This window comes from Arcobacter lacus (assembly GCF_003063295.1).
Taxonomy (GTDB): domain Bacteria; phylum Campylobacterota; class Campylobacteria; order Campylobacterales; family Arcobacteraceae; genus Aliarcobacter; species Aliarcobacter lacus.
Window position 1 is genome coordinate 64,551 of the sequence record NZ_MUXF01000003.1, and the last position, 26,669, is coordinate 91,219.

The 26,669-nt window shown below is 27.6% G+C and carries 28 protein-coding genes; 11 read left to right on the forward strand and 17 right to left on the reverse strand.

What is annotated here, in order from left to right; genetic code table 11:
* Positions 1–7: 7 nt before the first annotated feature.
* The gene (locus B0175_RS02655; protein ID WP_108527159.1) at positions 8–2,179 is read right to left on the reverse strand and encodes a S8 family peptidase; all 2,172 of its coding nucleotides are present in this window, start codon (positions 2,177–2,179) and stop codon (positions 8–10) included.
* 22 nt (positions 2,180–2,201) lie between these two features.
* On the reverse strand, positions 2,202–3,308 hold the full coding sequence (locus B0175_RS02660) for an AAA family ATPase (protein ID WP_108527160.1): 1,107 nt from the start codon (positions 3,306–3,308) through the stop codon (positions 2,202–2,204).
* 247 nt (positions 3,309–3,555) lie between these two features.
* Between B0175_RS02660 and B0175_RS02665 the strand changes: the two genes are divergently transcribed.
* Positions 3,556–4,176, forward strand: coding sequence for a DNA-processing protein DprA (locus tag B0175_RS02665; protein ID WP_228156052.1), 621 nt, complete (start codon positions 3,556–3,558; stop codon positions 4,174–4,176).
* Between the two features lie 8 nt (positions 4,177–4,184).
* On the opposite strand, the gene murC is transcribed toward B0175_RS02665, so the two are convergent.
* The 4 genes from murC to B0175_RS02685 are packed head-to-tail and all read right to left on the reverse strand — an operon-like array spanning position 4,185 to position 8,644.
* Entirely contained in the window at positions 4,185–5,492 is a 1,308-nt protein-coding gene (gene murC / locus B0175_RS02670) for a UDP-N-acetylmuramate--L-alanine ligase (RefSeq protein ID WP_108527161.1), read from the reverse strand.
* The gene (locus B0175_RS02675; protein WP_108527162.1) at positions 5,492–6,076 is read right to left on the reverse strand and encodes a hypothetical protein; all 585 of its coding nucleotides are present in this window, start codon (positions 6,074–6,076) and stop codon (positions 5,492–5,494) included. The genes murC and B0175_RS02675 overlap by 1 nt, the downstream gene beginning before the upstream one ends.
* Positions 6,069–7,199 (reverse strand): succinyldiaminopimelate transaminase, encoded by a 1,131-nt coding sequence (locus B0175_RS02680; RefSeq protein WP_108527163.1) that lies wholly within the window; start codon positions 7,197–7,199, stop codon positions 6,069–6,071. The genes B0175_RS02675 and B0175_RS02680 overlap by 8 nt, the downstream gene beginning before the upstream one ends.
* 8 nt (positions 7,200–7,207) lie before the next feature.
* Positions 7,208–8,644 carry a COG3400 family protein gene (locus B0175_RS02685; RefSeq protein WP_228156053.1) on the reverse strand — a complete coding sequence of 479 codons (1,437 nt, stop codon included), beginning with the start codon at positions 8,642–8,644 and terminating at the stop codon, positions 7,208–7,210.
* A gap of 107 nt (positions 8,645–8,751) precedes the next feature.
* On the opposite strand from B0175_RS02685, the gene tgt reads away from it, so the two are divergent.
* The 3 genes from tgt to B0175_RS02700 all read left to right on the forward strand — a co-directional run bounded on the left by tgt (position 8,752) and on the right by B0175_RS02700 (position 10,702).
* Positions 8,752–9,873, forward strand: coding sequence for a tRNA guanosine(34) transglycosylase Tgt (gene tgt / locus B0175_RS02690; RefSeq protein ID WP_108527165.1), 1,122 nt, complete (start codon positions 8,752–8,754; stop codon positions 9,871–9,873).
* 46 nt (positions 9,874–9,919) lie between these two features.
* Positions 9,920–10,210, forward strand: a complete 291-nt coding sequence (gene gatC, locus B0175_RS02695) for an Asp-tRNA(Asn)/Glu-tRNA(Gln) amidotransferase subunit GatC (protein WP_108527199.1) — start codon at positions 9,920–9,922, stop codon at positions 10,208–10,210.
* A gap of 150 nt (positions 10,211–10,360) precedes the next feature.
* Positions 10,361–10,702: an arsenate reductase family protein gene (locus B0175_RS02700; protein ID WP_108527166.1), complete on the forward strand. Its 342-nt coding sequence runs from the start codon at positions 10,361–10,363 to the stop codon at positions 10,700–10,702.
* Between the two features lie 32 nt (positions 10,703–10,734).
* Here B0175_RS02700 and B0175_RS02705 read toward each other — a convergent pair whose 3' ends face one another.
* From B0175_RS02705 to serB, 3 genes are all read right to left on the reverse strand, one after another.
* Positions 10,735–12,087, reverse strand: coding sequence for a class II 3-deoxy-7-phosphoheptulonate synthase (locus tag B0175_RS02705; RefSeq protein ID WP_108527167.1), 1,353 nt, complete (start codon positions 12,085–12,087; stop codon positions 10,735–10,737).
* A 66-nt stretch (positions 12,088–12,153) separates the two neighbouring features.
* The gene (locus B0175_RS02710; RefSeq protein WP_108527168.1) at positions 12,154–13,146 is read right to left on the reverse strand and encodes a transaldolase; all 993 of its coding nucleotides are present in this window, start codon (positions 13,144–13,146) and stop codon (positions 12,154–12,156) included.
* Positions 13,147–13,148: 2 nt separating this feature from the next.
* Positions 13,149–13,775 (reverse strand): phosphoserine phosphatase SerB, encoded by a 627-nt coding sequence (gene serB / locus B0175_RS02715; protein ID WP_020847261.1) that lies wholly within the window; start codon positions 13,773–13,775, stop codon positions 13,149–13,151.
* Between the two features lie 80 nt (positions 13,776–13,855).
* On the opposite strand from serB, the gene B0175_RS02720 reads away from it, so the two are divergent.
* The 3 genes from B0175_RS02720 to gltS are packed head-to-tail and all read left to right on the forward strand — an operon-like array spanning position 13,856 to position 16,392.
* Positions 13,856–14,767: a methylenetetrahydrofolate reductase gene (locus tag B0175_RS02720; RefSeq protein ID WP_108527169.1), complete on the forward strand. Its 912-nt coding sequence runs from the start codon at positions 13,856–13,858 to the stop codon at positions 14,765–14,767.
* The gene (gene ruvX / locus B0175_RS02725; RefSeq protein ID WP_012012090.1) at positions 14,764–15,144 is read left to right on the forward strand and encodes a Holliday junction resolvase RuvX; all 381 of its coding nucleotides are present in this window, start codon (positions 14,764–14,766) and stop codon (positions 15,142–15,144) included. The genes B0175_RS02720 and ruvX overlap by 4 nt, the downstream gene beginning before the upstream one ends.
* 21 nt (positions 15,145–15,165) lie before the next feature.
* Complete coding sequence (gene gltS / locus B0175_RS02730) at positions 15,166–16,392, forward strand: sodium/glutamate symporter (protein ID WP_108527170.1); 1,227 nt, start codon at positions 15,166–15,168, stop codon at positions 16,390–16,392.
* A 35-nt stretch (positions 16,393–16,427) separates the two neighbouring features.
* Here gltS and acpS read toward each other — a convergent pair whose 3' ends face one another.
* Positions 16,428–16,784, reverse strand: a complete 357-nt coding sequence (acpS, locus tag B0175_RS02735; RefSeq protein WP_046996960.1) for a holo-ACP synthase — start codon at positions 16,782–16,784, stop codon at positions 16,428–16,430.
* A gap of 29 nt (positions 16,785–16,813) precedes the next feature.
* Here acpS and B0175_RS02740 point away from each other — a divergent pair, with 29 nt between their 5' ends.
* The 4 genes from B0175_RS02740 to tilS all read left to right on the forward strand — a co-directional run bounded on the left by B0175_RS02740 (position 16,814) and on the right by tilS (position 21,002).
* A complete protein-coding gene (locus B0175_RS02740; protein ID WP_108527171.1) occupies positions 16,814–17,773 on the forward strand; it encodes an ABC transporter permease in 960 nt (319 codons plus the stop codon).
* Positions 17,774–17,792: 19 nt separating this feature from the next.
* Entirely contained in the window at positions 17,793–18,611 is an 819-nt protein-coding gene (panC, locus tag B0175_RS02745; RefSeq protein WP_108527172.1) for a pantoate--beta-alanine ligase, read from the forward strand.
* A 67-nt stretch (positions 18,612–18,678) separates the two neighbouring features.
* The gene (gene rimO / locus B0175_RS02750; RefSeq protein WP_108527173.1) at positions 18,679–20,019 is read left to right on the forward strand and encodes a 30S ribosomal protein S12 methylthiotransferase RimO; all 1,341 of its coding nucleotides are present in this window, start codon (positions 18,679–18,681) and stop codon (positions 20,017–20,019) included.
* A 2-nt stretch (positions 20,020–20,021) separates the two neighbouring features.
* A complete protein-coding gene (gene tilS / locus B0175_RS02755; protein WP_108527174.1) occupies positions 20,022–21,002 on the forward strand; it encodes a tRNA lysidine(34) synthetase TilS in 981 nt (326 codons plus the stop codon).
* On the opposite strand, the gene B0175_RS02760 is transcribed toward tilS, so the two are convergent.
* The 7 genes from B0175_RS02760 to B0175_RS02790 form a co-directional block, all read right to left on the reverse strand.
* The gene (locus B0175_RS02760) at positions 20,991–21,260 is read right to left on the reverse strand and encodes a hypothetical protein (protein WP_108527175.1); all 270 of its coding nucleotides are present in this window, start codon (positions 21,258–21,260) and stop codon (positions 20,991–20,993) included. The two genes, tilS and B0175_RS02760, sit on opposite strands and share 12 nt — an antisense overlap.
* Entirely contained in the window at positions 21,236–21,592 is a 357-nt protein-coding gene (gene fliS / locus B0175_RS02765) for a flagellar export chaperone FliS (protein WP_108527176.1), read from the reverse strand. The genes B0175_RS02760 and fliS overlap by 25 nt, the downstream gene beginning before the upstream one ends.
* Before the next feature lie 93 nt (positions 21,593–21,685).
* Positions 21,686–23,023: a flagellar filament capping protein FliD gene (gene fliD, locus B0175_RS02770; protein WP_108527177.1), complete on the reverse strand. Its 1,338-nt coding sequence runs from the start codon at positions 23,021–23,023 to the stop codon at positions 21,686–21,688.
* Between the two features lie 27 nt (positions 23,024–23,050).
* Complete coding sequence (flgK, locus tag B0175_RS02775) at positions 23,051–24,958, reverse strand: flagellar hook-associated protein FlgK (protein WP_108527178.1); 1,908 nt, start codon at positions 24,956–24,958, stop codon at positions 23,051–23,053.
* A gap of 54 nt (positions 24,959–25,012) precedes the next feature.
* Positions 25,013–25,717 (reverse strand): flagellar basal body L-ring protein FlgH, encoded by a 705-nt coding sequence (locus B0175_RS02780; protein ID WP_108527179.1) that lies wholly within the window; start codon positions 25,715–25,717, stop codon positions 25,013–25,015.
* On the reverse strand, positions 25,714–26,142 hold the full coding sequence (locus tag B0175_RS02785) for a hypothetical protein (protein WP_108527180.1): 429 nt from the start codon (positions 26,140–26,142) through the stop codon (positions 25,714–25,716). Before B0175_RS02785 ends, B0175_RS02780 begins: the two co-directional genes overlap by 4 nt.
* Positions 26,142–26,669 (reverse strand): flagellar basal body-associated FliL family protein, encoded by a 528-nt coding sequence (locus B0175_RS02790; protein ID WP_108527181.1) that lies wholly within the window; start codon positions 26,667–26,669, stop codon positions 26,142–26,144. The genes B0175_RS02785 and B0175_RS02790 overlap by 1 nt, the downstream gene beginning before the upstream one ends.

Sequence of the window (26,669 nt, forward strand, 5' to 3'; positions counted from 1 at the left end):
ACCTATTTTAAATTTGTAATTGTACTTTTGGTTGAATAGGTTTAAGCATGGTATATTTACTCTCAATTAAGTTATACAAATTATTCATCTGATGACAAGTAACAGTAACTACTAAAGAAAAAGACAACTCACTCTTTTTACTACTCGAAGCTCCTGTTGATTCTCTAGTACTATGCTTAATGATAAAATAAGGATCAATTATTGATGCTCCTTGCTTATTTAATAATTCACCTTTTACTGTTGTTTCCCATTTGTGGAAATTTCTTCTTAGCTCTGTTTCATTAATATGAGTTCCATCTGTATAATTATTTGAAACTCTAAAGAATTCACTCACAGGCTTTAATTTATGATTTGAATTTGTTTTATAAAATACTGCTTCTAGTCCACTGGTTGAATAATTTGTTGGATGCTCAGCAGATACAGGAGTAAAAAAACAAAATGTTGCAGCAATATCTATTTTACCAGTAAATCCTCCTTCAGGATAAGGTATAATTGCTTTATACTGCTTAGCTCTTGAGATTTTACCTTGATATAATACTTTAATCTCATTATTATTGCATGACATTACTTTTATAGGATCCGTAAAAAACTTACCCCAACCTACATCTTTACTTAAATAATTATTCTTAAAAGTACTATGAATTAATAAAGCTTTTACTGCAGCTGGAGTCAATTCTTCTCCAAAAATAGATTTAATTCCTATTGCTGTTCTTAAAACATAAGGAGATGAAAAACTTGTACCTTGAACCGAATAAATTGAACCATTTGATATTACAGAAAATGGTTCTTCATCTGTGCCCCCAAATGCTATACCATCAGGTTTCATAAAACCTGGAGTTCGTCCAGGTCCTACACAACTATAACTAGTCTTTTCCCACCCAGTAAAATCCTCAGAAGTTGATGCACCGATTCCTAAAGCATTAATACTATCAGAAGGAACATTTATTCTAGGAAAATCAGTTTCCCCTTCGTTGCCAATTGCAATTGTACATAAATATTTACCAGAAGAAAAAATATTATCTAAAGTTGATGTCCAAAGATGAACATCATCATCATCTATCTCACCAGCTGGTCCTAAGCTTATATTAATAAATTCTGGATTATCACTTTGTATTGCATCAACAATTCTTTCCAAAACTTGATATATATTTAATTGAGGATCGCAAACTTTATAATTATTAACTCTTGAATATGGTTGTAATCGCATTTTATCCTTAATCGGACCAAATAAAACAGATGAAGTAACTTGTGTACCGTGTAAAAGTAAATTTTCATCTTCTCCATTAGTAAATAAATCTGTATACCTGACTAGTTGTCCTAAAAAACCATCTTTATTTACAAATCCTCCATCAAGTACTGCAACTTTAATATTTTTATTTAAAAAAGTCGTATCAATAGAATAATCTTGAATATTAATTTTGATTTTTTCATGTGATTTTAAATTAATATTTCTTAATCTTGGAACTTTTCGTATAGCACGTATATAACTAAACTCTGCCAATTCTTCAATATTTTTATTTGAAATTTTCAAATTTATAAAAGTAATCCCATCAATGCTTTTTTCATATTCAAGTTTAATATTATCATCTATATGTTTAGCAAAATCCATTAATGCAGTTTTTCTTGAAGATTCTTTTTCAGAAGCATGTAAAATAATTTCTACTTCATCATTAACTTCATTTATATCTTTTATTTTAATTTTATCTTTAACTAATAATGGCTTTACTTCCTCAATTCTTACAAATTCATCTTGTAATTTTTCATCTTCAATATTAAATAATAAATCTTGTGTGATTTTAAGATTATCAATCGTAGTAGAGATATAATATAATATAGTTGGTTCTATTTCTCTAGCATTTTTACTTTTTGAATTTTTAATGGGGCTACATAATACTTCTTTACTACCTATAATTTTAAAGTTTAAATATTCTAGAATTTTATTAGGAAAATATGATTTTGCTAAATAAGAAGGATGTAAAATAAGAGAAAAAACAATTTCATTATTAGGTATTGCAAATGGAGGAAGTTGTTCAGATATATTTATAATATTTGAAATCTCATCATATAATCTTTCAGCAACCTCTTGATATGAATATATTAATTCTTTGGGGTTTATATTCAATCTTTTAGGTGTCTGTTCTGAAATAAGACTTTCCCCATTACCTAATATAAAATTCATTTCTTCTTCCCCTCCCCTTTAATTATATATTCTTTCTAATTGTATCCCGTGAAATATTCAATAATTCACTTACTTTTCTTTGACTAAATTTTAACTCTTGTATAAGAATAGTAGCAAATAAAACTTTCAATTCCTTATCAAGTAATAAATTATTATTTACAATATACTCAGAAACTGCTTCTATAGTCTTAACATTATTTAAACTGATATTCTTTTTTATTTTTAAACAAATACGAACGATATCAGCATATGATTTTCCTATATTTAGTTTACTAAGTATTTCAATCATTTCAATTGGTAAATCATTAAAATATTTATTAATTATAGAACTTATTGCATTAATTGTTGGTAACTCAAATTCGATAACTTCATCAAATCGTCTCCAAATTGCTCTATCCAAAAGTTCTTGATGATTTGTTGCCGCAATTAATATTGAATTATCATTCCAAGTATCAATTGATTGAAGTAAAACTGTTACAAGTCTTTTCAGCTCTCCAATTTCTGTTTCATCTCCTCTTTGTTTGGCTACTGCATCAAATTCGTCGATAAATAATATACATTCATTATTTGCAGCAAATTCAAAAACTGTTTTAATATTTCCTCCTGTTTTCCCTAAATAGCTACTCATAACTGTAGCTAAATCTAGTACATACAGTGGAAGCCCTAGTTCTTTTGCCAAGTATTGTGCAGCTAATGTTTTTCCAACACCGGGTAAACCATGAAATAAAACTGTTTGAATTGGCTTTAGTCCATCTTTATACAAATTTTGTTTATTTTTATATTCTAAAATAATTTGATGTAATGATTTTTTTATATCTTCATTCCATATAATTAAATCTTGATTAATTTCTACTTTTGAAATATCAATTAATAAACTATTATTGTTATCCATTGGAATATTAGAATAGCCAAAAGACTTATTTCTAGTTATTCCACTTTCTATTATCTTACTATTATTAAATAAGTTTTTAAACTTATTTGCTAGAATTCTATCATTTTTATTAATCTCTTTTATTAATATATTAGTTATTTTTTTACTATAACTATTGCTATTATTTTCTAAAAAATCAGCTACTAAATCAATAATAAATCTATTTGTAAAACTTTTTTCTTCCATAAAATTGTTCATAATATCTCCATAAGGTTAAAATTTTATACTAAGTGGACTTATTTACTTATTAAATCACTTTACAAGTCCACACCAAATATTTAATAATTTATTTCTCCTTCTTAACAATATTCTTTTCATAATTTATTTCTCCTTTTTATTGTAATCCGAATTTTATTTCTATTTATTTATGTAATTAGTTTGTTTTATTCTTGTCATAAAAGATGAAAATATGTTGAATTAGGAGGAATTTGAGTTCGATTTATCATTGGAGATAACATCTAAATTATCCTCAAATAATATTTGTATTGTAAGTGGTGCAGCAATGGGTGTTGATAGTATTGCTCATACTGGTGCAAAATCAAATAATACAATTGCAGTTGTCGCAAATGGACTTGATATAAGATATCCAAGTGTAAATAAAAATTTAATTATCGATATAGAAAACAATGGACTTATTTTATCAACTTATAAAGAAAAAGAAGTTGCTAGAAACTACACTTTTGTATTAAGAAATGAATTTGTAGTTGCACTTGGTGAGGTCTTAATCGTAACTCAAGCTGATTTAAACTCGGGAAGTTTAACTTCTGTAGAATTTGCTTTAAATATGAATAAAAAAATATATACTTTACCTCATCGATTAAATGAAAGTTTAGGAACACAAAAATTAATTAAAAAAGGTTTAGCTGAAGTTATTTATGATATTGATGAGTTTGTTGAGAATTTTACTGGAAATAAGAATAAGAAAGAACAACTAGATGAAGTCTTAGAATATTGTAAAACATCTCCAAATATTGAAGATGCTATGCAAAAATACCCAAATGAGATTTTAGAATATGAACTTGATGGAAAAATCAAAATTGAAAATGGAAAAGTTTTTTTAAACTAATCCAATTTTTATTTTAATCTTAATTGATAAGTAATATCTCCAGCACCAACGCCTAAAAATATCCCTTCTTCATAAGTTTGTATGATTTTATCATCTTTTATAAGTTCAATCTTTCCTTTTGTTGCAACAACTCTATCTGCAAAAATTGGATTATATGATGCGAACTCTTTTGGAAAATCTATTTCTATTTTTTTCTCGCCTGCAACTGTCCAAAGAGGAAGAATTATAAGCTCATCACATCTTCTAAAACACTTTTTAAAACCTTCAAGATTATCACTTGTTCTACTATATTTGTGAGGTTGCCAAAGAACTATTCTTTTATTTAAATTTGTAAGGTTATCATATAACTCAATTGATTTCATAGTTGCTTCTATTTCTGTTGGATGGTGTGCATAATCATCAATTACAACAAATTTTTCATTTGCTTGAACAATATCAAATCTTTTTTTAATTCCTTTGTAGTTTAAAAGATTTTTTCTAATAGTTTCAATATCAAGTTCATTTAAAGCGGCAAGAATTGCTAAAGAAGCATTTGTAGCCATATGAAAACCAAATCCCCAAACTTCAAAAGTTCCTAAATCTTTTAAATCAAATTTAGTACAAGGTTGATTATCTTTTAAAGTATAACAAAGATTTTTTATATCTTTTGAAGGATAAAGAATAGTTGCATTTTCTATTTTTAGTTTTGCAACATCTTTATCTTCACCATTTACAACTTTTACTTTTGCCAAACTTAAAAATTTTTCATAAGATTCATAAAATTTATCATAATCATAGTGATAATATTCCATATGCTCAGGCTCAGCATTTGTAACTATCGCACAATATGGATTTGAAAGTAAAAAAGAAGCATCACTTTCATCTGCTTCAAAAGCAACTAACTTATCAACATATCTAAAATTTGAACCAAAATCTTTTGAAATTGCTCCAATTAATGCAGAACTATTTAAAATAGAAGCTAGCATTGCAGTTGTAGTTGATTTTCCATGTGCTCCTGCAACACAGTAATTTTTTTTGTCCCCTAAAATAATAGGTAAAGCTTCTTTTCTTGAAAGTGTTCTAATCTGTTTTAATCTTGCTTGTATTAATTCTGGATTTTCATCTGTAACAGCTGCTGAATAGATAACTAAATCAAAATCATCTTTTATATTAGATGCATCTTGGGGACAAGAAACTTTTATTCCTTCATCTTCCAAAGCTTTTGTAATTGGTGAATTTTTCATATCTGACCCAGATACTTCATGTCCATCAAAATTTAAAAATCTAGCTAATGCAGAAAGACCAATCCCACCAATTCCTATAAAATGCACTTTCATTATTTATGCTCCACTATCAAATGTTTTAGATTCTCATACTCTTGTTCTAAAATTTTTTTATTTTCTTTTAAATACTTTTGGCTATCAAAATTAAAATTCACTATAAAATATCCATACTTCTCATCACTAGCTTTTTCTAAATCAACTTTTGAATCATAAAATTCATCAAGTTCCATTTTTGAAGATAAAAAGATGATTAATACATTTAGAGCTTTTTGTAAAAGTTCATCTTCAATTAGATTTACCATTACAAAAAGTAGCTCTTTTGCTCCATCAAAATTTTCATTTGACCACTTTTCAATCGCATGTTCATATAAAGCTCTAGCATAAAAAAGATGTTCATCTTCAAGCTTTAATTTTTTATTTTTATTTATGATTTTTTCTACATTTTCAAATGCTAATTTTAAGATTTCTTGGTAAAGTTCATTTATTTGTTCTTCATCTAAATCTAAAACCAACATTGAATCAAGAGTTTCATACATTAAAGCTATATCTTTTGCTTTTATAGAATTAACTCTTGTTTCATTTAAATACTTTAGAAAATCAAGATTTGTTCTTGCTTGAAAAAGCTCTTCTTTATCCATCTATAAAATCCTTTAATCTTTTTAAACTCTCTTTAGTTTTCTCTTCATTTTCAACTAGAGCAATTCTTACATACTCTTTTCCAAGTCCACCTCTTCCTAAAAAACTTCCAGGTAGAACTTTGATATTTTTTTCTTTATATAAACTTTTTGTAAATTCTAAATCATTTTCTACTTCAAGCCAAATATAAAATGTTGCTTCAGGAGTTGGTATTCCTAAAATCTCTTGTGCAATCTCAAAATTTCTTTTATATATTTTTCTAAACTCTGCCACATGATTTTGATCATTCCAAGCAACTGCTGCTGCTTCTTGTAAAGGAACAGGACTTGCACAACCAATATAAGTTCTATATTGCAAATAATCTTTCAAAATAGTTTCATCACCAGCTATAAATCCACTTCGTAGTCCTGGTGCAGAACTTCTTTTTGAAATAGAGTTCATAACTAAAACATTTTTAAATTCACTATTACCTACTTTTATAGATGCTTCTAAAAGAGAAGCTGGTTTTGTATTTTCATCAAAATAGATTTCACTATAACACTCATCATTTACAAGTATAAAATCAAATTCTAAAGCTTTTTTAACCCAAATTCCTAATTCATCAATATCCATTGAAGCTGATGTTGGATTATTTGGGAAATTTAAAATAACTAAATCACATCTTTTTAGTTCTTCATCACTCAAATTTGCTTTAAAATTATTCTCTTTTGTCAAGTTTATATGAATAACCTCTGCACGACTAGCAATTGCTGCACCTTCATAAATTTGATAAAAAGGATTAGTAAATGCAATAACTGGATTTTTTTTATCAAATAAAGCAAACTGAGGAAAGTTAAATAAAACCTCTCTTGTTCCAAATGTTGGAATTATTTGACTCATTTTTAAAGATACATTAAATCTATTTTTTACAAAATTTATCATAGATTCTCTCAAAAAAGGTTCACCAATAGTTGAGGGATATTTTCGTAAAAAAGAGCTTGTCTCTTTTAATTTATCTTGTATAAATTGTGGTGTTTCAAACTTTGGTTCACCAATAGTTAAAGCTGATAATTCATATTTATCATTTGGAACTATATCTTTTAATAGTTCATTTAATTTTTCAAATGGATATTTTTCAAAATTCATATATTTCCTTAATTTTCTTCTGAAACTGGGATTAGAAGTTGGTTAAATTTATTCATGTCAAATGCTATAACATCGCTATTTGTATTAAAAATTTTAAAAAGTACTCTTTTTTTAAACATTTTTTTCTTTAAAGGCAAAATTTGAAGCATATCTTTTTGTTTTTTCAATTCTCGGATTGGGTTTTCACTACTTGAAACAATTTCTATTTTTTCATTATACAATTTTGCTAAATTCTCAAAATGGTCAACTAAAGTTATTTTTCCATCTTTTTCACCAATTGGGTCTAAATCAAAAAGTTTAGTTTTTATTTTCAATTGACTTGAAACATCAAATACTATTGGAGAAATTTGTTCATAAGATTTTGTGTCATTTAAAACAACACCTGTTCTTTTTACTGCTTTTAAACTCTCTTTTCCAAATTTGAATATTGGGATTTTTAAATCAAATAATGTATCTTTTATAAACTCTTTATACTTAAACATTTCAGATGTTAGCATCAACATACCAATATTATATTTTCTACTATCTTCTTTTAATATTTTTATAAAACCTTTGTTTGCATAATCAATTTGCAAAACAATAGTTGGGAAGTGTTTTAACTCTTCTTTTATTAAATTCATAATTGGAACAGTTGTTGGTCGTGTAACTTTTACTATCAATAAAGAATTTTTTAGTTTTTCATTCATATATTTTGCTTCATCAAGAGCTTTTTTTATACTAATTTCATTCTCTAAATATAAATCTAAATACAAATAAATCTTACTTCCAAATGGCATAGGAAATTGTCCTTGTGTTTTTCCTATAGCATTATAAATATTCATCAAAATATTTGGTTTTCCAATAACTAAAATCAAATCATTTGGTTTTAAAACTAAAGTTGGATTTATATCTATCATTTTTTGGTTTCTATAAAGCCCAAAAATTCTCCACTGTTTTTGCTCAATTGAACCAATAGAACGATATGCATAAGAACTTCCAAATGGAACTCTTATTTCCATAATTTCACCTTGTTTTAATCCAATATTTTGTGCTAAAACTGGAACATTAGGAAGACGTTCAACCATTCCATTTGCTAAAACTTCAATTCCTCTATATACATTTAGCATTGGGTCATTGCTAACTTTTATTCCCCAATAGTCTAAAATTGTGATTTGAAGGTTTTTCTTATATTCTCTAATATTTTTAATAACATTTAATATTTCATCTTTTGAATTAAGTGCCATCAAAACTTCTGTATGGATATTTTTATCTAAAACCATAGATAGTTTTGATTTTGATGTTGGGTCAAATTTATAAAATGTAAAGTTTGAAGGTTTTTGAACAGGTAAAATAACATCATTTATGTAAATAACATCATAACTATTATCACCTGTATTTGCTTCTACAATTCTTTGTAATAGTTTTTTTGCAACTATTCCATCTAATATAATCAATATTTTTTTCATAGGCAAAATTATATCTTAAAAAAATTAATTCTATATTTGAGTTACGATAGATAAATCTTACTTTAGATACAATAACAGCTTATCTAAAAAAAAGGTTTTTATAATTTATGGAATTTAAAATCGATGCAACTTCACAAGGAGCTAGGGCTTGTACAATTAAAACTGCTCATAGCACTATTTTAACTCCTGTTTTTATGCCAGTTGGAACACAAGGAACGGTAAAAGCTCTTGATGCAAATGATATGCTTGAACTTGGAGCAAAAATAATTCTTGGAAATACTTATCACTTATATTTAAGACCAGGAAGTAAACTAATCAAAAAGTTTGGTGGACTTCATGGCTTTTCAAAATTTCCTAACTCATTTTTAACTGATAGTGGTGGATTTCAAGCATTTTCATTAAGTGATAATAGTAAACCAGATGAAAATGGAATCACTTTTAAATCTCATATCGATGGAAGTAAACATTACTTTACACCACAAAGTGTTTTGGATACTCAATATGATTTAAATAGCGATATTATGATGATTTTAGATGATTTAGTAGCTCTTCCAAATACCAAAGAAAGAATCCAAAAATCAATTGAAAGAACCACAAAATGGGCACAAGAAGCTATTGATTATCATATGGAACAAAAATCAAAAGGTATTGGAACGCATCAAAATATCTTTGCGATTATTCAAGGTGGTACAGATAAAGAGTTTAGAAAAATGAGTGCCCAACAACTTTGTGCAATGACTGACTATGATGGTTTTGCAATTGGTGGATTAAGTGTTGGTGAACCAAATGCAGATATGTATGAAACTGTTGAATGGACAACTCAATTTATGCCAAAAGATAAACCTAGATATCTTATGGGCGTTGGAACACCTGAAGATTTAGTTGAAAATATTGAACGTGGTGTTGATATGTTTGATTGTGTTATGCCTACAAGAAATGCAAGAAATGGAACATTGTTTACAAGTTTTGGAAAGCTAAATATCAAAAAAGCCGAATTTAAAGATGATGCAAATCCAATAGATAACGAATGCGATTGCTACACTTGTAAAAACTTCAGTAGAGCTTATCTAAATCATCTATTTAGAGCAGCAGAAATAACATATTTTAGACTAGCTTCAATTCATAATATTCACTACTATTTAAATCTTATGAAACAAGCTAGAGAAGCTATATTAGCAGATAATTGGGGTGAATTTAAAAAAGAGTTTTACGCTAAAAGAAGCAAATAAACACTTTTTTGATAAAATAAATGAGAAAAATTAAGGATAAAAAATGATTACAGTTGATGATAAATTAATTGCAAAATTAGAAAAATTATCAAGTTTACAAGTTGATGATGAAAGAAAAGAGAAACTAAAATCAGAATTAGCTGATATTATAAACTTTGTTGAAAACTTAAATGATATTGATGTATCAAATATCGAAGCTACTTTCAGCACTATTGAAGGTGGAACTCCACTAAGAGAAGATACTTCAAAACAAAATTTAGAACTATCAAATCATATTTTAAATCATGCTCCAAAAAGTGAAGATGGTTATTTCATAGTTCCAAAAATAATCGAGTAAAGCTTTATTCATAAAGCTCTTTAGAATTTTTTCAAAGAGAGTTCTAAAGAACAAGCTACTTTTAAGGATTTTTTATAAATCCTGCTAAAAAGTAGTCATAAAATATTTTGGTTTCCCTTTAAAAAGGGAACTTTTTTAAAGGAATAGTATATGATTACAGTTTATGGAATAAAAACTTGTGGAAGTGTAAGGAATGCTCTAAAATTTTTTAAAGACCATAATATTGAAGTTGATTTTTTTGATTTTAAACAGAATTCTCCAACAGCTTCTCAAATAAAAAATTGGACTACAAAAGTAGATATAAATGTTCTTTTTAATAGTAAAGGTACAAAATATAAAACTTTAAATCTAAAAGAACTAAATCTTGATGATAATGGAAAATATGAGTGGCTTTGTAAAGAACCAATGCTTTTTAAAAGACCTGTTATTGAATATGGTGATAAGTTAGTTGTAGCTTGGGATGAAGAAGAGTATAAAAAGATTTTTTTATAAATGATTATGCAGTAAAAGAAATTTTTCTTTTACTACTTTCTTGCTTCTTTTAGTGTGTCAGCTATCATAAACGCCAATTCCAAAGCTTGATCAGCATTTAATCTTGGATCACATTGAGTATGATATCTACTTGCTAAATCTCCTTCAGTTACAGCAGAAGATTTACTTCCTGTACACTCTGTTACATTTTGCCCTGTCATTTCAAGGTGAATTCCACCTGCATAAGAACCTTGAGCTCTATGTATTTGGAAAAATTGTTTTACTTCACTTAAAATAGCTTCAAAATCTCTTGTTTTATAACCATTTTCAGCTTTGATTGTATTTCCATGCATTGGATCACTTGACCAAAGCACTTTTTTACCCTCTTCTTCAACTCTTTTTAGAAGTTTAGGGAAATGATCTGCTATTTTATTTGCACCCATTCTAACTATTAAGTTTAATCTTCCAGCTTCATTATTTGGATTAAGAGTATCTATTAATTTAAGTAATTCATCTTCTTTCATAGATGGTCCTACTTTGCATCCTATTGGATTATTAATTCCTCTAAAATACTCAATATGAGCACCATCAAGTTCTCTTGTTCTATCTCCAATCCATAACATATGAGCGGCACAGTTAAACCAATCACCAGTTATTGAATCACGTCTAGTTAATGCTTGTTCATAATTTAACAACAATGCTTCATGAGAAGTAAATAGTGTTGTTTGATTTAATTGTGGAGTATTTTCACTTGTAATTCCACAGGCTTTCATAAATGCTAAACTTTCACTTATTTTATTTGCAAGTTCTTCATATTTTGTACCTAAAGTATTATCTTTTACGAAATCCAAATTCCATAAATGAACTTGATTTAAATCAGCCATTCCACCTCTTGCAAATGCTCTTAAAAGATTCATTGTTGCAGCACTTTGATTATATGCTTTTAAAAGTTTTTTTGCTTTTGGTTCTCTTGATTCTAAAGAAAAATCAATATCATTTATAATATCTCCTCTATATGAAGGAAGACTTAATCCATTTATATCTTCAAAATCAGCACTTCTAGGTTTTGCAAACTGACCTGCAACTCGTCCAACTTTTACAACAGGACAACCACCTGAAAAAGTTAAAACAACTGCCATTTGCATCATTACTTTGAATAAATCTTTTATATTTGTTGCATTAAAAACATTAAATGATTCAGCACAATCTCCACCTTGAAGTAAAAATGCCTCTCTATTTACAACTTTTGCAAGTTGTTTTTTTAAATTTAATGCTTCACCAGCAAATATCAAAGGAGGATAAGAAGCAAGTTCTTTTTCTACTTGTGCCAAAGTTTCTAAATCATTATAAGTTGGTTGTTGTTTTATAGGAAAATTTCTCCAGCTACTTGGAGTCCAGTTATTCATTTTGTTTACCTTTATTATATTATTTTATTATTGGAAAAATTTTATCCAATATATCTTAAAATCTTTTTAATGTTTTAATTTTGAAAGCAAATCTTTAAAAGAGTTCTTAAATGCTTCTAAACCATCAGTTAAAAGTTTTTCATAAACTTCTTCCATTTTGATACCTTTATCTTTTAAAAGTTCAAAATACTTGTCACAATCTGATTCACTCATAATTGTTGTTTGTTCTTTTTTTCCATCAGTTAACCAATCTTCAATAGTAGCTAGTGGTGCAGTATTTACAGAATTTGGATAAATCAAATTATCTATATAATAGCTTGGACTTAATTCATTTCCTTTTACACCTGTACTTGCGAATAAAGTTCTAATATTAGCATTTTCAAATTTATTTACTTCATAATAACATTTTGTTGCATTGATGATTCCAAGTTTTGATGATTGTAGTCCCTTGCTAGAAAGTTCACTATCCATCATTCTATCAAATCTTGAAACAAATACCGAAATAACAGCTTTTATATCTTTATTTGAATCTTTTATTCCTTCATCTAAAGCTTGTACACATTTAATAGCTTGAAAAGGAGAAAAAATCAAAGTTGCATTTACATTTATTCCTCTTGAAGTCAACTCTCTCATAGCTATATATCCAGCATTTGTTGCAGGTATTTTTATCATAACATTTTCAGCATTTATAGAGCTATAAAGTCTAATTCCTTCTTCAATAGTTCCAGCAGCATCATCACATAAAAGTGGATCAACTTCAATAGAAATAAACCCATCATCTGCATCTTTTTTGTGTAAATCATCTAGTAAAAAAGCTGCTCTTTTAATATCAGTTAATGCCAACTCTTCATAAATAGTTTTTTCATTATTTGCTTGTAACATATCAAGTTGTTGTTTGTATGCAACCGATGTTGTAATTGATGATTCAAAAATAGCAGGATTTGAAGTTGCACCTTGAATAATACCTTTGTTGATTATCTCTTTAAATCTATTTTCTAAAAAATCTCTTTCAATAAAATCACACCATAAAGAGTAATTTATTTCTTCTTTTAATCCCATTATTAAGCCTTTATATTATCTAAAATTTTTGTTAAATCTTTTGTATCAACTATGATATTTGCTTCTTTTTTCAAAATCTCTTTTGCACAAAAAGCAACTCTTGTATCTGCATGTTCAAACATAGATAAATCATTTGCTCCATCACCACAAACCAAAGTATTTTCTCTTGAAACACCTAAAATTGATTGAAGTCTTTGAAGCATATCACCTTTTGAAAAACCAAACATCATATCTCCACCAACAAGTCCTGTTAGAACTCCATTTTTTTCATGTAAAACATTTGAAAAATCAGCATCAAGACCTAATTTTATCTTAGCGGGTGTTGTTCCAACTCTAAATCCACCTGAAAAACAAACTACTTTATAACCCATCTTTTTTAATTCAGGAATAAGTTCATACGAACCATTCATCAAAGGAAGATTTTCACAAATCTCTACAACTTTTTTATATTCTAAACCTTTTAATAAAGCTACTCTTGTAGTTAAAGATTCAAAAAAATCTAATCTTCCACTCATAGCTTCTTCAGTGATTTTTGCTACTTTTGCACCAAGATTTAACTCTTGTGCTAAAAAATCTATTGTCTCACCATCCATAAGTGTTGAATCAAAATCAAAAACAGCTAATTTCATCAATTTTCCCTAATTTTAGTCTTTAAAAGGTATAATAATACCCAATTTTAACTAAATATATAAAAGGAAACTTTTTTCTAATGTTTGAAACACTTATACAAAAACTGCAAGAAGATAAATATTTAACTCTTGAAACAACTCCTCAACATGAGCCTTCAATGCACAATATCATTGAAAAAATAAAAAAATTTAATCTACAAGATAAAATTGATGGTTTTTCATGCACAGATAATCCTTTGGCAAAGTTAAGATACAACTCTTTATTTGCTGCTTTAAAATTACAACAAGAGTTTAAAAAACCAGTAATTGCAACAATGACTATGAGAGATAGAAATAAAATTGCTTTGCAATCAGATTTACTTGGAGCAAATGATTTTGATGTTCGTGCAATTTTAGCATTAACAGGTGATCCAGCTAAAATGAGTGATCAGCCAAATAGTAAAGGTGTTTTTGAGGCAAACTCTTTAATGCTTTTGAAAATGATAAAATCATTTAATTATGGAATGGACTTTGCAGGACATCCTTTTAAAATCGAACCAAAACAAATATTTCCTTTTGCTGTTGTAAACTCTTATGCAAAAAATTTCTCTTCTTTAGAGAAAAAAATGCACTTAAAAATTCAAAATGGAGCAATAGGAATTATCACTCAACCTATTTTCGATATAGAAAATGCACAAAAACTTCTTGAAAGTTTTGATATAGCTAAAGAAAATGTTGAAGGAGATAAAAGAAAATCTCAATTAATTTTTGGACTTTTCCCTATAACAAAACTACGAACAGCACTATTTTTATCTGCACAAGTTCCTGGAATTCATGTTCCACAATTTTGGATTGATGCTCTTGAGAAAGCTCACAATATTGGTGAAGAAGAAGAGTATAAAGTAGGAATGGAATTAAGTAACAATTTATTTAAAGAGTTAAATAAACTTCATCCAAAAATTCACTTGATGACAGCAAATAGATTTGATGTTGCAAATGAGATTATCTCTTGAAATTAGCTTCGATTGATGTAGGTCTTAAAAGAATTGGCGTTGCCATTTGTCTTACAAGTGATATAGTAACTCCACAAAATGCAATTTTACGAAAAAATAGAAATCAAGCTGCTAATGATGTAAATACTTTTTTAAAAGAGTGGGAAATTGAAAAACTAATCGTTGGTTTCCCCACTTCAAGTGAAGATATGCAAAACAGAATCAAACACTTTGTTAACCTACTTGAACTTCAAATTCCATATGAATTTTGTGAAGAGAATATGAGTTCAATTGAAGCAGAAGAATTAATCAAAGGTGAAATAAAATATAAAAGAGATGGCAGAGTTGACTCACTTGCTGCTAAAATAATATTAGAACGATATTTAAAAAATAAATAATTTAATAAAGGAAAAAAACTTATGAATTTTACATTTAATCCATATTACACACTAATTATAGCCGTTATAGTTTTACTTATAGGAAAAGTCTTAGTAAATAAAATAGACTTTCTAAAAAGATATAATATTCCAGAACCAGTTGCTGGAGGTCTTGTTGCAGCACTTTGTACGACTGTTGTACACTACTTTTTTGGATATAGTATAACAACAAGTACAGAACTTCAAACAAGTTTTATGCTAATTTTCTTTGCATCAATTGGACTTAGTGCAAACTTTTATAAACTAAAAGAAGGTGGAAAAAGCCTTGTAATCTTTCTTTTTGTTATAGCTAGTTTTATTGTAGTTCAAAATTTTGTTGGTGTTTCACTTGCTACAATTTTAGGTATTGATCCACTTATTGGATTAATCGCTGGTTCAATAACTCTTACGGGAGGACATGGAACTGCTGGTGCTTGGGGAAGTATATTAGAAACAAAATATGGTATAGAAAATGCTACTGCTCTTGGTATGGCAGGTGCTACTTTTGGTCTTGTAATGGGTGGAATTATTGGTGGACCACTTGCAAAACTTCTAATAAATAGATATAAAATTAAAAATGGACATCTTCAAAAAGACGAGAATGACACTGGAAATAAAAAAGTAATTGATGAATTTGTACCATTTGAGTATCCAAAAGCAGTAAGGTTAATCACTACAAATAGTGCAATTACAACTTTAGGACTTTTTGCAGCTTGTTTAGCTTTTGCTGATTTTATGACAGGTTTTTCAAAAGGAACATCATTTGAATTACCTACTTTTGTTTGGGCATTAGCAGGTGGTGTAATTTTAAGGAATGTTTTAGAAAATATACTAAAAGTAGAAATTTTTGATAGAGCTATAGACGTATTTGGAAATGCTTCTTTATCTTTATTTCTTGCAATGGCACTGCTTTCACTTAAACTTTGGCAATTATCGAATTTAGCTGGTGCATTATCTGTAATTTTAGTTACTCAAGTTATTGTTATGATTTTATATGCTTATTTTGTAACATTTAGAGCTATGGGTAAAAATTATGATGCTAGTGTTTTAGCTGCTGGTCATTGTGGTTTTGGATTAGGTGCTACTCCAACAGCAGTTGCAAATATGCAAGCTATAACAAACGTATATGGAGTTTCTCACAAAGCTTTCTTAATTGTTCCTCTTTGTGGAGCGTTTTTTGTCGATTTAATAAATGCTACAATAATTCAAGTTATTTTGAAATTGTTTTAATAAAAATGCTATAAGAAGTAATTCTTATAGTATCTTTACTTTTTTTTCAAAACATTTACAACAACTGCTATTGCAAAACCTGCATCATGAGTTATTGTAAGGTGAGATTTTTTTATACCAAATTTTTTTCTAATCTCTTTTTTATACTTTATTTTTGGTGCTCCCAACTCATCTTTTTTTATTTTAATATCATGAAAACTACAACTACCGCCAATTCCAGTTCCTATTGCTTTTGAAGCCGCTTCTTTTGCCGCCCAAAATCCAGCTGCTGTTTCTGGCTTTTTGATTAATTCAATTTCATCAGGATTTAAAAACTTTTCATAAAATTTATCACCAAATTTTTCATACATTTTTTTTATTCTATCTGTTGAAGTTATATCTATACCTATCATTTAAACCTATCTTTTGTATAATTTCGACCATGAAACTTTTTATAAAAAAATTATTATATCTTATAGTTATGTTATTTATCATTAGCTTGATTTCATTTATTGCAATAAATGCTGCACCAAACTCTTTTTTTGCAAGTGGAGAATTAAATCCAAATATAACTCCTGAATCAATCGAACAATTAAAAGCTATTTATGGGCTTGATAAACCTTTGTATGTACAATTTTTTTCTTGGATTTATTCTATTTTAAAACTTGATTTTGGAATCTCTTTTTCAAGTGGAGAGATGGTAAAAGATGAGATTTTAAATAGAATCCCAATCACTCTTACAATAAATCTCTTATCGATGTTTCTAATTTTCATCATTTCTTTATATTTTGGTATTAAATCAGCTTTAAACAAAAACTCATTTTTTGATAAAGCTACAGAACAACTTTCACTTTTAAGTTTTGCAATGCCATCTTTTTATTTAGCACTTATTTTAGTTTTAGTTTTCGCAATAAATTTTGAGATTTTTCCAATAGCTGGACTTCATAGTGTTCCAAACGATGGAAGTTTAACTTATTATTTAGATTATACTTGGCATTTAGTTTTGCCTATTTTTATTATTGTTTTTGGTGGAATAGGAAGTTTAATTTTATATATTAAAAGTCTGACTGTTGAGATTTTAAAAAGTGATTACATATTTTTTGCTCATGCTAGAGGATTAAATAAAAAACAGATTTTAAGATTTTATATCTTACCAAACTTATATCCACCAGTTATAACTTTACTAGGACTTTCTCTTCCAGGAATCATTGGTGGTTCAGTAATACTTGAAACAATTTTTTCAATAGATGGAATGGGATTACTATTTTATCAAAGTGCATTAAGCCATGATTATCCAGTTATTATGGGAATACTTATAATTGGAGCATTTTTAACACTTATTGGAAATATGATTGCTGATTTATTTTTACTAAAATTAAATCCAAACTATCAAGAAAAATAAATATAAAAAAGGATAAATTTTGCAAGTTTTAAAAACTATTGAAGAGTTACAAAACATAAGAAAAAACTCTTTAGGAAAAGTTGGTCTTGTACCAACAATGGGTGCTTTACATAATGGACACATTTCTCTTATCAAACAAGCAAGAAATGAAAATGATATTGTAATAGTTTCGATTTTTGTAAATCCAACTCAATTTTTACCAGGTGAAGATTTAGACGCATATCCTCGACGTGATGAAGCTGATAAAAAGATTTGTCAAATGTGTAAAGTTGATTATGTTTTTATGCCTGAAATTTCAACAATGTATACAAAAGAAGAAGTTTTAGTAAAAGCTCCAAATAAAAGTTATATTTTAGAAGGAAAAACAAGACCAGGACATTTTGATGGTGTTTTACAAGTTGTTTTAAAACTATTTAATTTAACTCAACCAACAAATGCTTATTTTGGAAAAAAAGATGCTCAACAGCTAACACTTATTCAACAAATGGTAAAAAATTTCTTTTTACCAATCAATATTGTTCCATGTGATATTGTAAGAGAAGAAGATGGATTGGCACTTAGTTCAAGAAATATTTATCTAAACCCAACACAAAGAAAAGATGCACTATTAATTTCAAAATCACTTTATATGGCTGGTTCATTAATTTCAAGTGGAGAAAGAAGTGTAAAAGCTGTAAAAGATAAAATTTATGAAGTTATGTCAATACTAGATGTTGAATATGTAGCTATTGTAGATAAAGAATTTAATGAACTTGAAACTATTGAGCCTACAAATACAATCATTTTAGTAGTTGCTAGATTTGGAAATACAAGATTACTTGATAATATTTGGCTTTAAAATAAATTTTACAAAAACAATCGATTATGCTAAAATTCGCGAAAAATAATATGGATAAATTAAATTAATGAAATTTTCAATACAAAAACCTAAAAAAACTCTGCATATGGTAAGCCTTGGCTGTACAAAAAATTTAGTAGATAGTGAAGTTATGCTTGGACGATTAAGTGATTATCAACTAACAGATGATGCACAAAATGCAGATGTGATTATAGTAAATACTTGCGGATTTATAGATAGCGCAAAACAAGAGAGTATCAATACAATTTTAAGCCTTCATGAAGATAGAAAAAATGAATCTGTTTTAGTTATGGCTGGATGTTTAAGTGAAAGATATAAAGAAGAGTTACAAAAAGAGCTTCCAGAAATTGATGTTTTCACTGGAGTTGGTGATTATGATAAAATCGATGAACTTGTAAATGAAAAAAGAAGCAACTTTACTTCTGAAGTATTTTTAGCAAGTGAAACAAATGAAAGAGTAATAACAGGTTCTTCATATCATGCTTATGTAAAACTAAGCGAAGGCTGTAACCAAGCCTGTTCATTTTGTGCTATTCCTTCATTTAAAGGAAAACTTCACTCAAGAACATTAGAGTCACTTGTAAAAGAAGTAAAAGCACTTGTAGCAAAAGGTTATGTTGATTTTTCCTTTGTATCTCAAGACTCTTCTTCATTTTTAAGAGATTTAGATGTAAAAAATGGACTTGAACTTCTAATAGAAGAAGTTGAAAAAATCGAAGGTATTAAAACAGCTAGAATTTTATATCTATATCCATCAACAACAACTTCATCTTTAATAGACAAAATTGCTGATTCAAAAGTTTTTGTAAACTATTTTGATATGCCTTTACAACATATAACTCCTTCAATGTTAAAAATTATGAAAAGAGGAAAAGGTGTTGAACAATTAAATGAGCTTATGAATCACATGAAAAGTAAACCAAACTCTTTTGTAAGAACAACATTTATTGCTGGACATCCAGGAGAGACGGAAGAAGATTTTGAAGCACTTTGCGATTATGTAGAAAACTTTAAATTCGATAGAGCAAATGTATTTTCATATTCTGATGAAGAGGGAACGACTGCTGAAACTAGAACAGATAAAGTTGAACAAGAACTAATCGATGAAAGAGCTGAAGTTTTAGGAGAAATCATTTCTCAAACTACACAAGAATCACTTGAGAATGAAATTGGAAAAACTTTTGAAGTTTATATTGATGGTGAAAGTGAAGAACACGAATATCTATTGAGTGCTAGAAAAACTATTTGGGCTCCAAGTATTGATGGTGAAATTTATATAAATGATAATGAATTAAGTGAAGGTGAGCAAATCAAATTTGGTCAAATTTATACTGTAAAAGTAACTGAACTTGTTGGAGATAAATTACTTGCAACAGTAATCAAATAATTATGAACTTAAATTTTAGTGCAATAAAAGAGTCAAAAAATCTTCTAGCATTCTCTGCTGGAGTTGATTCTTCTGCACTATTTTTCCTACTTTTAAAACAAAATATTCCCTTTGATATTGCAATTGTAAACTATAACGTAAGAGTTCAATCAAAAGATGAAGTTAATTATGCAAAAGAGTTAGCTTTAAAATATAATAAACAAATTTATATAAAAGATATAAAATTGGAATCGACTTCAAATTTTGAAAAAACAGCAAGAGATATAAGATATAAGTTTTTTGAAGAAGTAATAGATGAAAACTCTTATGAAACTCTAATCACAGCTCATCAATTAAATGATAAATTAGAGTGGTTTTTAATGCAATTAACAAAAGGTGCAGGTTTAGTTGAACTAATTGGATTTAATGAATTTGAACAAAAAGAAAACTACAAAGTTTATAAACCTTTACTTGAAATTACAAAAGAAGAGTTAGAAAACTTTTTAAAACAAGAAAATATAAAATATTTTATAGATAATTCAAATTTTGATGAAAAATATAAAAGAAACTATTTTAGACATAATTTTTCTGATAAATTATTGAGTGAATATACTAATGGAATAAAAAAATCATTTAAGTATCTACAAGATGATATAAATTCTTTAAATATTGAAATTAAACCTATAAAAAATTTTAATGAATTAGAAATTTATAAAAATCAAAATGACAATAATCTAAATATTAGAATTATAGATAATAGTTTAAAAAAAAGAGGTTTTTTATTAAGCTCAGCGCAAAGGGAAGAGATTTTAAAACAAAAAGAGATAACTATTAGTCATAAAATAAATATTTCTATTACAGAAAAATTTATCTGGATAGCACCTAAAATTGAGAAGTCAATGGATAAAAAGTTTAAAGAATTGTGTAGAGTTAATAATATACCTAAAAATATTAGAAACTATATTTATACTAATAAAATTCAGATAAATGAATTAGTTTTTTAAAAAATTTTTTACTTTTCTTATTCTTATTAACTCTTGTCTAGCTTCTTCTTTTATCTCTTTTAAAAAGTTAATATTTCTAAAAAACAACTCTTCTAACATTTTTAAATCTTTAAGTTCTAAATCAAACTTCTCAATTGGATTTTCACTCAAATAGTCATTGTACCAATTTACTAAAGCATCGCCTTTTTCAAATGAATCAAGTGAATCAATATAAATCAATTCATTTAATGCTTTTAAAGACCAGTTTCGTCTTTCCATGCTTCCATTAGTCCTTGTGTAACTTTCATAACTTGATTAATTGAATTAACATTGTCATCAATACCAGCAGAAAAAAGTGTTTCTATTTGATATAAATATAGTCCATCTAAATAATAAGCTACATCTCCTCCATCAAAATCTAAAACACTTCTTAATTCATCAAAGATTGCAATTGCTTTATTTATATAAGTAAACTTTTTTTCTATATCTCCATCTTGTATTGCACTTTTTGCAAAAGAAAGAAACTTGATAACTCCCTCATACAGTTTTAATACTAAAACATAAGGATCATCTGATATGGCATTTTGCTGATTGTATTCTTCAATTCCCATAAATTCATAACTCCAAAATAATTCTTTATATAGTATATAAAGTTTTTACTTAAAATATAAAAGAAGAATAGATTTTTATCTATTCCCTCTTACTTAACTACTTGATGTTGACTGTTGGATTAATAATTTCAATCCAGAAAATGAATTCTCCATCTGAGTTATTATTGTTGTATATGCAGCAAATTGTTGTGCCATTAACTCATATTTAGCATCTAATGCTTCTTGTGCAGCATCTTTTTGTTCTGTTAATTTTGTTTCTCTTGATAACATATTTGATTCATAATCAATTAAAGCTTTATTTATTCCACTATTAGAAATTAATTCATCTAATGCTGTCGCTATACCTTTTTTTTCAGGAACTCCAACAAATAAACTTTGTAATCCTTCCTTATCATTTTTAATTGCATTTTCAAATTCTGTTGTACTCAAAACTAAATTTCCATTTGATGAATCAAAAGAAAATCCATAACTAAATATTGTTTTGTCGTTATTTCCTGTACCAAATAGCTGTTCTTTTAATTGAGACATAATATCTCTAATAGAAGCTTTATCTCCTAAAGAAGAATCTGTATTATATACTTCATCAGATATTAATGAATTTAAATTGTTATATGCTGTAACAAATGCTTGCATCTGTGTAGTAAGACTAGAACTATCATCTTCAATACTAATAGTAGATTCTCCAGTAGATTTAGTTGCTGTTATTTTAATTCCATCTATTGTTATAGTGTTTGAGCTACCAGAATAATCAACCCCATCAACTTTCATTTTCATATCTTGCGCTTGTAAAACATTGTTTGCACTATTATCAAATCCAAAATGAGACAAAGCTGTAGAATCTGAACCAGTAAAATCAATTTTATTTGATTCTCCAGTTTCGCTACTTTTTATAGAAATTCTAAATTTACCAGCAGAATCTTCAACTAAAGAAGCTTGAACTCCATCAATTTTATTTATTTCTGTAACTAAATCACTATATGATTTGTCACTTGTGTCAATTGTAGTTCCATTAATAGTTAAGCTACCTTGATTTACTAAACTATCTTTTGTTACAGTTGTTCCATCAAATTGATTTGTTTGCCAAACATCTTTTTGTGCTAATTGTTCTACTTTTACACTAAGTGTTCCATTCTTTAAAGCGCTTAGATCATCAGAATCAAAAGATACACCATCTCCCGTTACATTTGCACTTTTTTGTTGAAACGCATTTACTCCAGTTGTTTGATTTAAACTAAATACTTTTACAGCAGATAATAGTTCACTAACTTTTGTTTGAATATTTGCAACTACTTCTTTTTCTGTAGTAAATTTTTCTAGCTTTTCTTCTAAAGGTGTTACACTAGACGCTTTATCTGCTTCTTTTAATTTTTCAATCATTTCACTATTTAAACTTGTTGATCCACTTGAACCTAGTCCTAATACGCCAGCCATTTTATACTCCTTTTTTTAATTTAACTTTTAACTTCTTAATCCAAGTATAACTTGTATCATCTCATCAATAGCTGTTATCATTTGTGCATTTGCAGTATATGCTGCTTGCAATTTCATTAAATTTACCATTTCATCATCTTCATCAACTTTTACAATATTATTATATGCTGTTCCTATTGTTTGTGCAACATTACTTTGAATTTCTTGTGAATATTTTGCACTTTCAGTATCACTTGAAATGTTCACTTTTATATTTCTAAAATACTCACTCAGAGAAGTTGTATTTGTAGCTGTTGAATCTTGCCCTTTTTCATCAAAAGACAGATCAGTTTTCCACTGTATTGTCGCTAAATATTCTATTTGATCTTGTTTTAAATCATTTACAGCATTTTTATTAAATGCTAATGTTTTAACACTTGTTCCTGTGAATAATCCAACAGAAACTATTTCTCCCATAGGAGTTCCATTATAATCATTGGCTGCATTTTGTCCATAAATATAATCACTTTCACCAACTTGAATATATTGATCATAAATATCCGATAAAGTTGCTGCCAAAGAATCTAAGCCATCAAGATACGATTGAATTTTATTATTTGGTGAAGATGAAGATAAATTTTCAACTTGAGCTTTTATGCTTCCACTTGATAAATTCACATTTTGCTCGAGTATTTTAAGAACTACATCTGATTCTGCTGTTGTGCTTTGAGATTCATTTTTATACAATGCCTCTCTCTCTTGAACTTCATTTGCTGCATCATATCTAACTACACTAATTGTTCCTGTAAATTCATTATTTATACCTGCTTCATTTGATATTACTGTTAAATATTTATCAGAAGCTGTACTCAAACCTCTATCATCATCTGCATAAACCATATAATCATTATTGTAATCCCCATTATATGCAGTAACATATTGATTCAAATTTTGATTATTATTTATTTTATAAGCTAAAGCTCTAGTTAAATTGTCATTATCAACTGTAGTTGCAGGTGTTGATGGATTACCATCCCAACCTGCAGGTAACACCTCTCCAATTTGAATTGATACAGAAAGATTATCATCATTATTTAATGTATATGTAATTACATCATTTGTGTCATAAACTGTTTTTGCTGTTCCATCTTCATTATATTTTAAAGAATCTAATACTTTTCCTGTAGTACTATCTATATAATTAAATTTGTCTATTTGTTTAGTATCTTTATAATTAATTTCGATTTCTCTATTGAATGTTCCATTGCTTAATGCAACTGCTCCACCAATTTTTATTTCATAACCATTATCCCTATTTATATCTGCATCTACATATTTTGATAGTTTAAGTTCTAAAGCATCCCTTTTATCTAATAAATCATTTGAAGAAGTTGTAGAATTTTCAAGTTTATTATTGATATCAGCAATTTCTTTTAAAATAGAATTCACTTCTTTAACATCTGTTTTTAATTCAACTTTTTCAAGTGCTTGCTGTTGTTCAACACTTGAATAGAGTCTTTGTAAACTTTCAACAAGGACTTGTCCTTGTGATTGTAAATAACTTTTATAAATTTGAGAATTTGGATTAGATCTTAACTGTTCAACTGCTGTAAAATAGTTATTTAAATCAACCGATAATCCTGCAGTATCAGTTTCAGCAAATACTTTTTCAACACTACCCAGCATACTAGTCATTTTATCATAGTAACTAGTTTTAGTATATTCTTTCATATAATTATCATACAAATATTGAGAAGTAACTCTAGATACACCATCAACGCTTACACCTCTTCCAGTGATACTAGACCCCATTTGCCCAACTTCACTTAAATCTGTTACACGTTTTTTATATCCATCAGTATCTTTATTTGCGATATTATTACTTACAGTTTCAATACCATATTTTGAAGCACTAAGTCCAGTTTGAGCAACACTAAACGTACCAAACAAACTCATATTAACTCCTTTTATAATCTTTAAAATTATTACAGAACATTTCTTAAAATTAGATTAAAATGGCCAAATCTTACGTACAAAATTTAATCCCCATGGTGTATCTAAAATATCAGATTCAGTCCCGTCTTTATTATATAAAAGCTTTAAATTTGCTATTTGAGAAGAATTTATAGAGTTATCTGAAGTTATATCATAAGGTCTTATTACTCCACTTATAATAATTTTTTGTTTTTGTCCTTCAATTAACATCTCTTTTTCACCTCTTATATAATAGTTTCCATTTTGGTAAGTCTCTTCTATAATAGCAGAAATCGTTGTTTCAAAAGTTTCATTATATTGAGTTTTAACTTTTCCTTTATCTGAAGTTGAACTTTCTGTTCCAAAATTAACTCCTAAGTTCTCATTAACTTTATTTGTAATATTTCCTACTGCTCCACCCAAAGTATTAGTACCCATAGGAGTAAGTAATCCACCACCTAAACTATTATTTCTATCATTCGTTAATTCTCTTTTATTATCACTTTTTGCTGTCAAATCTTCATTTATCACAATTTGAATAATATCTCCAATTTGTAAATCTTTTTTATCAGCAAACAATGATGTTCCTTGCATAGAATACAATGAACCCTTATTTTTTTTAGCTTCAGGAGGTTTTTTTGGAATTTGAATTTCTGGTTTTTCAAAATTTATTTGTGGTTCTTGAGAAGCACAACCAATAAATAGTAATCCTGCTAATAATAAATATAAAGTTATTTTCATAATTTATTCTTTAAAATAAAATCAATATCAACAACTATAACTATTTCATCAAAAGTTCTTTTAACTAAAGCCATAGCACCATATCTTACGATTAAAGCATCAATATTTGTATCAGGATCACAAACAAATACAACTTTATTTTTAATTAATTTTACATCTTTTATATATTCTTGACCAATTAAATTTACAGCTTTTTCAACTTCTGTTAATATTGCTCTTTGAGCTTCTTGTTTTATTCTTTCTTGCTCTTCTTCTTTTGCTTTTAACTCTTTTTTTTGCTGTTCTTCAATTTTTTGTTTTTCAGCATTTATTCTAACAGTTTCTCTATAGTCATTATAGAAATAAATTCCTCCAAAAACTAATAGAGCAATTATTATAATTTTTAAAATTTTTTGATTTTTGTTTCTTTTAACAGCTACTATCATTATTTAATTACAAAAGTAGTAAATAATATTGTACTAACTACATTACGATTAGACTTTGTAACATAATTTATAACATTATTTATTTCGGCTATCAACTCATCTTTCAATAAGTTTTTTCCGCCAACTGTTAAAAGTTCTTCTGAACTTCTTGAACTAATTTGTGATATTACAACATCAGTAATTTCTGCTTTATACTCTTCTACTACTGTTGCTATTAACGGATCATTACTTCTTATAGAAAAAGACAATTTCATAACTTTTTCTTTTCCTCTTGAATCCGTTAAATTTAAAACTAAATCATTTACATCTGCCTTAAAAGTTGCCTCAGCTGTATTAGAAGGAGTTGCCGATTGAGCTGTATCTTCTGTTTTTTGTCCATTGTTTGCTGTATTTGAAATCCTGTCTAATAAGAAATATGTTCCGCCAGCAACAGCCATAATTAAAATTACAATTAGAACCATTAATACGATTAATAGCCCTTTCCCATCTGAAGATTTTTTTGTTACTTCACCGTTTTCTTCTGCCAT

What these genes read in the sequence shown, in the direction of transcription:
- B0175_RS02655 (WP_108527159.1), bottom strand. Translation starts at nt 2,179, where the DNA reads ATGAATTTTATATTAGGTAATGGGGAAAGTCTTATTTCAGAACAGACA.
- B0175_RS02660 (WP_108527160.1), bottom strand. Translation starts at nt 3,308, where the DNA reads ATGAACAATTTTATGGAAGAAAAAAGTTTTACAAATAGATTTATTATT.
- murC (WP_108527161.1), bottom strand. Translation starts at nt 5,492, where the DNA reads ATGAAAGTGCATTTTATAGGAATTGGTGGGATTGGTCTTTCTGCATTA.
- B0175_RS02675 (WP_108527162.1), bottom strand. Translation starts at nt 6,076, where the DNA reads ATGGATAAAGAAGAGCTTTTTCAAGCAAGAACAAATCTTGATTTTCTA.
- B0175_RS02680 (WP_108527163.1), bottom strand. Translation starts at nt 7,199, where the DNA reads ATGAATTTTGAAAAATATCCATTTGAAAAATTAAATGAACTATTAAAA.
- B0175_RS02685 (WP_228156053.1), bottom strand. Translation starts at nt 8,644, where the DNA reads ATGAAAAAAATATTGATTATATTAGATGGAATAGTTGCAAAAAAACTA.
- tgt (WP_108527165.1), top strand. Translation starts at nt 8,752, where the DNA reads ATGGAATTTAAAATCGATGCAACTTCACAAGGAGCTAGGGCTTGTACA.
- B0175_RS02700 (WP_108527166.1), top strand. Translation starts at nt 10,361, where the DNA reads ATGATTACAGTTTATGGAATAAAAACTTGTGGAAGTGTAAGGAATGCT.
- B0175_RS02705 (WP_108527167.1), bottom strand. Translation starts at nt 12,087, where the DNA reads ATGAATAACTGGACTCCAAGTAGCTGGAGAAATTTTCCTATAAAACAA.
- B0175_RS02710 (WP_108527168.1), bottom strand. Translation starts at nt 13,146, where the DNA reads ATGGGATTAAAAGAAGAAATAAATTACTCTTTATGGTGTGATTTTATT.
- serB (WP_020847261.1), bottom strand. Translation starts at nt 13,775, where the DNA reads ATGAAATTAGCTGTTTTTGATTTTGATTCAACACTTATGGATGGTGAG.
- B0175_RS02720 (WP_108527169.1), top strand. Translation starts at nt 13,856, where the DNA reads ATGTTTGAAACACTTATACAAAAACTGCAAGAAGATAAATATTTAACT.
- gltS (WP_108527170.1), top strand. Translation starts at nt 15,166, where the DNA reads ATGAATTTTACATTTAATCCATATTACACACTAATTATAGCCGTTATA.
- acpS (WP_046996960.1), bottom strand. Translation starts at nt 16,784, where the DNA reads ATGATAGGTATAGATATAACTTCAACAGATAGAATAAAAAAAATGTAT.
- B0175_RS02740 (WP_108527171.1), top strand. Translation starts at nt 16,814, where the DNA reads ATGAAACTTTTTATAAAAAAATTATTATATCTTATAGTTATGTTATTT.
- rimO (WP_108527173.1), top strand. Translation starts at nt 18,679, where the DNA reads ATGAAATTTTCAATACAAAAACCTAAAAAAACTCTGCATATGGTAAGC.
- tilS (WP_108527174.1), top strand. Translation starts at nt 20,022, where the DNA reads ATGAACTTAAATTTTAGTGCAATAAAAGAGTCAAAAAATCTTCTAGCA.
- B0175_RS02760 (WP_108527175.1), bottom strand. Translation starts at nt 21,260, where the DNA reads ATGGAAAGACGAAACTGGTCTTTAAAAGCATTAAATGAATTGATTTAT.
- fliS (WP_108527176.1), bottom strand. Translation starts at nt 21,592, where the DNA reads ATGGGAATTGAAGAATACAATCAGCAAAATGCCATATCAGATGATCCT.
- fliD (WP_108527177.1), bottom strand. Translation starts at nt 23,023, where the DNA reads ATGGCTGGCGTATTAGGACTAGGTTCAAGTGGATCAACAAGTTTAAAT.
- flgK (WP_108527178.1), bottom strand. Translation starts at nt 24,958, where the DNA reads ATGAGTTTGTTTGGTACGTTTAGTGTTGCTCAAACTGGACTTAGTGCT.
- B0175_RS02780 (WP_108527179.1), bottom strand. Translation starts at nt 25,717, where the DNA reads ATGAAAATAACTTTATATTTATTATTAGCAGGATTACTATTTATTGGT.
- B0175_RS02785 (WP_108527180.1), bottom strand. Translation starts at nt 26,142, where the DNA reads ATGATAGTAGCTGTTAAAAGAAACAAAAATCAAAAAATTTTAAAAATT.
- B0175_RS02790 (WP_108527181.1), bottom strand. Translation starts at nt 26,669, where the DNA reads ATGGCAGAAGAAAACGGTGAAGTAACAAAAAAATCTTCAGATGGGAAA.